This is a genomic window from Streptomyces beijiangensis (assembly GCF_017315755.1).
Classification (GTDB): Bacteria; Actinomycetota; Actinomycetes; order Streptomycetales; family Streptomycetaceae; genus Streptomyces; species Streptomyces beijiangensis.
The window spans coordinates 1-3,421 of the sequence record NZ_JAFLRJ010000203.1 but is presented as its reverse complement, the minus strand read 5'-3'; the positions used below and the strand labels follow the sequence as shown (position 1 = coordinate 3,421).

Genomic DNA, 3,421 nt, shown 5'->3' with positions numbered 1-3,421 from the left:
ACGGGACACGGCCCGGAGCGGGCGATTCCGGACAACAGAAACGGAGCAACTACCTCCGGTTGAGACCTTGCTGAGGCGGGCGCAGACCACGAGAGCCGTCCACGCAGGCCCTCGACCAGTCGAGGCGGCCGGCCGCATTCAGCTCGGCCAGCAGGATGCGGTGCAGTTGGTCGAAGACCCCGGCCTGCTGCCACCGGTCCAGACGTCGCCAGCAGGTCTGGCCGGAGCCGAACCCCAGCTCCAGGGGCAGGAGTTGCCAGGCTATGTCGTTGTAGAGGACGTACAGGATGCCTTGCAGGCAGAGCCGGTCCAGCACCGGCCGTGGCCCTGGCGCCCTCTCAGGCCACAGCGGCAGCAGAGGCTCGATCAGCGCCCACAAGTCGTCGTTCACGATCCACGGCCGAGTACTCACACCATCACGAACGGCCGAATCGTCACACCGGTCACGGCCCGACCAGTACATCTCACCAAGATCCTGTTACGAGCTCGAAGGCATGGAGGTCTCCTGTGCTGACGTCGATGGATACCGTGTGTTCCTACCAGGCCGCGCAGGCCCAGCCCAGCGGCCCAGAAGCGCAAGCATTTGGGATCATTAGCCGCCTCAGGCGGGGAGGGAGAAAGGTATATTCTGTGTTCCGCCCTGATTATCAACCGAGTTTGATAATTTGGTTCGCTTGCAACTGAAAATGCAACAGAATTACGGTAGTTGGGGTATTCTTGGAATCCAGGTTATCGAAGAAGGGATCCTAAGTGCCGGAGAGAACACATGACTTCGGTCATTACGGGGCCCGAGGCATCAAAGGCAGTGATGCCGTTGCACGTCAGCTCGACGAGTTCGCCGGCTACATCACCACTCCGGTTACGGCACAGCGCGGTCTGCTGGCACGCCTGCACTATCTGACGAAGTCGGATCACGCCCGGCAGGCGGCTCGCGAGGCCGGCCTCACTGTTACCGACCGGACCGTGAAGGCCTGGCTGGAGGGTAAGCGTCGCCCGTCCCGCGCCAGTTTGGAGAAGATCGAGTCCGCGTATCGCACGGTGCGCCGGCAGAACGTGGCCCGGTATTTGCTGCGGCGGCTCAATGGTGGGGGAGGGACTCGGGTGGAGATTCATCCGTTCAACCAGTCCCAGGTCGACCGCAGGTTCCAGCGGGTACTGGAGTACCGCAGTCTGAACGTCCGTCAGTGGGACGCTGTTGTCCGGGCCTGGGCGGCAGGCGACACGAGCGCCCTCGATGAGGCGTGGGTGGACACCATCGTGGACCTCGGCTCCCAGTGGGGACAGTACGAATACGTGTCAGCCATCGGATTCGCAGCATAATTCACGGACCGTCACATCCCGTACAGAAACCAGAATTGACGCCCCGTCAACCAACTGTGGGGACGGCGGACAGGTGTCGTGGGGGTTCGGGTGGCGGGGTTGGTGCGGGGAGTTCGCCTGCCTGGATGGCCTCGGTAGCGTCGGCGAGTGCTTGCTCCAGGTCCTCGACGGAGGTGTAGCCGGCGAAGTAGGGGTGGAGGAAGTAGCTGCGGTAGCGGCGATCGGGGCGCAGCACGATGCTGCGCTTGAGTAGTTGCGTCATCGCGATGGACGTCCGGTTCTTGCTGAGCCCCACAAGGGCCGCCAGTTCGGCCTGGGAGGCGTTGACCTCACCACCGGGCCGCTGGAGCTCGGTGAGGGCGCTCAGGAGGTCGTGAGCGGCTTTGGTGAGGTCAAGCTCGTGCAGTTTTGCGAAAGCGAGTTGTGCCTGGATCAACATGCCTGTCCCTCCACGTCGGTGTCCTCGAACTGCAGCTGTCGTGTCCGCGGCTGTGGTGCGGTCGGCGGGTGGAACTCCGGGAAGCTTGTCAGCGCCGCTGACTCGACGGCATCGTCGCGCGTCCACCGTGTACGACCGCCGCCCCACATGGTGATGCGCGACGGCGGTTCAGCCGGCTAGCCGGAGGGCGGGCGGGGTCTCGGGGGTGGGTGAGTCCTCACCGTCGTCCGGGTCGGGGTCGAAGCTGGTGCCGGTGCGTGCGTCGCGGGCCCGTGGGGGGCGGACGTCGCCGGTCGGGAAGTTCAGTGGCCACACGAATGTGTCGGGACTCTTGAGGTGGTTGGTCATGTGGGAGAGCGACTCGTAGGCAGCCAGGAGCGGGTGGATCAGCACCTCGCCCTTGCGCTGGCGTTCGCTGAGGATGCCTTTGTCACGGAGCTGGCCGATCGCGCGGGAGACCACGGGCTGTGTGAGCCCCAGGCGTTCGGCGATGTCCTGCTGCCGGATGCGTACAAGGCCACCGGGATGCTGGCGGGCGCTGAGGATGTCGAAGACGTCGCGGGCCGTCGGCGACAGGCAGGCGTTCGGTAGGACCTCGAAGATCTCCGGGTTGTGGAAACCAGGGACAGGGGCGGAGCTCATCGCATGGCCTCGTTCCTCACAGTCGGGATGACGATCTCGTGGGCGAGCAGCGTCTCCTCCAGCGACTTCACCAGCCGCCGCTGCTTTGCGCTGCCCCACCGGTAAGCGTAGAGCGGGTGAAGCTGGTACTCCCCCCGCCGCTCCTTCCAGGTGAAGTTGTGGTGGCTGAGCTGTGCGATCGCCCGGGAGACCTTCGACTGCGAGACGCCGAATTTTACGGCGAGTTCGCTCTGGGTCATCTTCACCATGGCCTGCTCGTCGTGGTTGGTCACCATGTGGTCCAAGACATGGCGGGACATTCCAGAGAGCCGAAACTTCCACAGGTTGTCCTGGATCACCTGAGAGGTGCTCAGGTGCTGACCACCGTAGAAGATGTACGGCTTGACCTCGGGGTTCGTACTGAACGTGCCGCCCTTTTTGGCGAGCCTCTCGAACCGCCTCAGAAGATCCCGCGCCGACTCCATGCCGTTGACGGCATCACCCGGAGGGGGAGCAGGGGCCAGCCGCGACGCCTTCGTCGGCACCTCCGCGCTGCGCCTCAAAGGCTGGGCCACGGGCCTCTCCTTCATGATCATTGGTGCTGCATAACATACCAGAACTGCGATGGTATGCAGGAGATCCATGCACGCCACGATCATGTCCCTGGACAGAAATGGTCTAGTCACCTACGTGCATGCATCTCGCCGCCCACCTCCCAGATCCATTCACTCTGGGTGAATGGATCTCGCGCGTTTCCGCAGGTCAGAAGGTTGCTTCTATCTGTTCTTTAGAGGCGCGCCCCCACGTTCCGGTACTGCGCCCTCCAACCACCGCATTCAGGGTGAGACCACGTCCGGGTCGGGGAGGAGGTGGGTGCATCTGCCGGAGTCCTGTTGACTGTTCCGCGGCGGGTTTCTTCCTGCGGAGCTGAAGTGGCTTCACGCGGGGCTCCGTGGAAGCTGTACGTACGCGGCGCATGCAGAGCTGCATATGGGGTCGTACCGGCCAAGCCCGGAACTGTGGCCGGTACGACCCCATATG

4 protein-coding genes and 1 pseudogene are annotated in these 3,421 nt (G+C 63.8%); 1 reads left to right on the top strand and 4 read right to left on the bottom strand.

Annotated elements, in window-relative coordinates:
* Positions 1–91: 91 nt before the first annotated feature.
* Positions 92–463 (bottom strand): annotated as a pseudogene (locus J0695_RS21650) (transposase); the annotation flags it as partial.
* A 287-nt stretch (positions 464–750) separates the two neighbouring features.
* Between J0695_RS21650 and J0695_RS21645 the strand changes: the two are divergent.
* Positions 751–1,320: a transcriptional regulator gene (locus tag J0695_RS21645; RefSeq protein ID WP_206963779.1), complete on the top strand. Its 570-nt coding sequence runs from the start codon at positions 751–753 to the stop codon at positions 1,318–1,320.
* A gap of 46 nt (positions 1,321–1,366) precedes the next feature.
* On the opposite strand, the gene J0695_RS21640 is transcribed toward J0695_RS21645, so the two are convergent.
* The 3 genes from J0695_RS21640 to J0695_RS21630 all read right to left on the bottom strand — a co-directional run bounded on the left by J0695_RS21640 (position 1,367) and on the right by J0695_RS21630 (position 3,024).
* Complete coding sequence (locus J0695_RS21640) at positions 1,367–1,759, bottom strand: hypothetical protein (protein ID WP_206963778.1); 393 nt, start codon at positions 1,757–1,759, stop codon at positions 1,367–1,369.
* 168 nt (positions 1,760–1,927) lie between these two features.
* Positions 1,928–2,401, bottom strand: coding sequence for a helix-turn-helix transcriptional regulator (locus J0695_RS21635; protein ID WP_206963777.1), 474 nt, complete (start codon positions 2,399–2,401; stop codon positions 1,928–1,930).
* Positions 2,398–3,024 carry a hypothetical protein gene (locus tag J0695_RS21630; protein ID WP_242552998.1) on the bottom strand — a complete coding sequence of 209 codons (627 nt, stop codon included), beginning with the start codon at positions 3,022–3,024 and terminating at the stop codon, positions 2,398–2,400. The genes J0695_RS21635 and J0695_RS21630 overlap by 4 nt, the downstream gene beginning before the upstream one ends.
* Positions 3,025–3,421 lie beyond the last annotated feature (397 nt).

What these genes read in the sequence shown, in the direction of transcription:
- J0695_RS21640 (WP_206963778.1), bottom strand. Translation starts at nt 1,759, where the DNA reads ATGTTGATCCAGGCACAACTCGCTTTCGCAAAACTGCACGAGCTTGAC.
- J0695_RS21635 (WP_206963777.1), bottom strand. Translation starts at nt 2,401, where the DNA reads ATGAGCTCCGCCCCTGTCCCTGGTTTCCACAACCCGGAGATCTTCGAG.
- J0695_RS21630 (WP_242552998.1), bottom strand. Translation starts at nt 3,024, where the DNA reads ATGGATCTCCTGCATACCATCGCAGTTCTGGTATGTTATGCAGCACCA.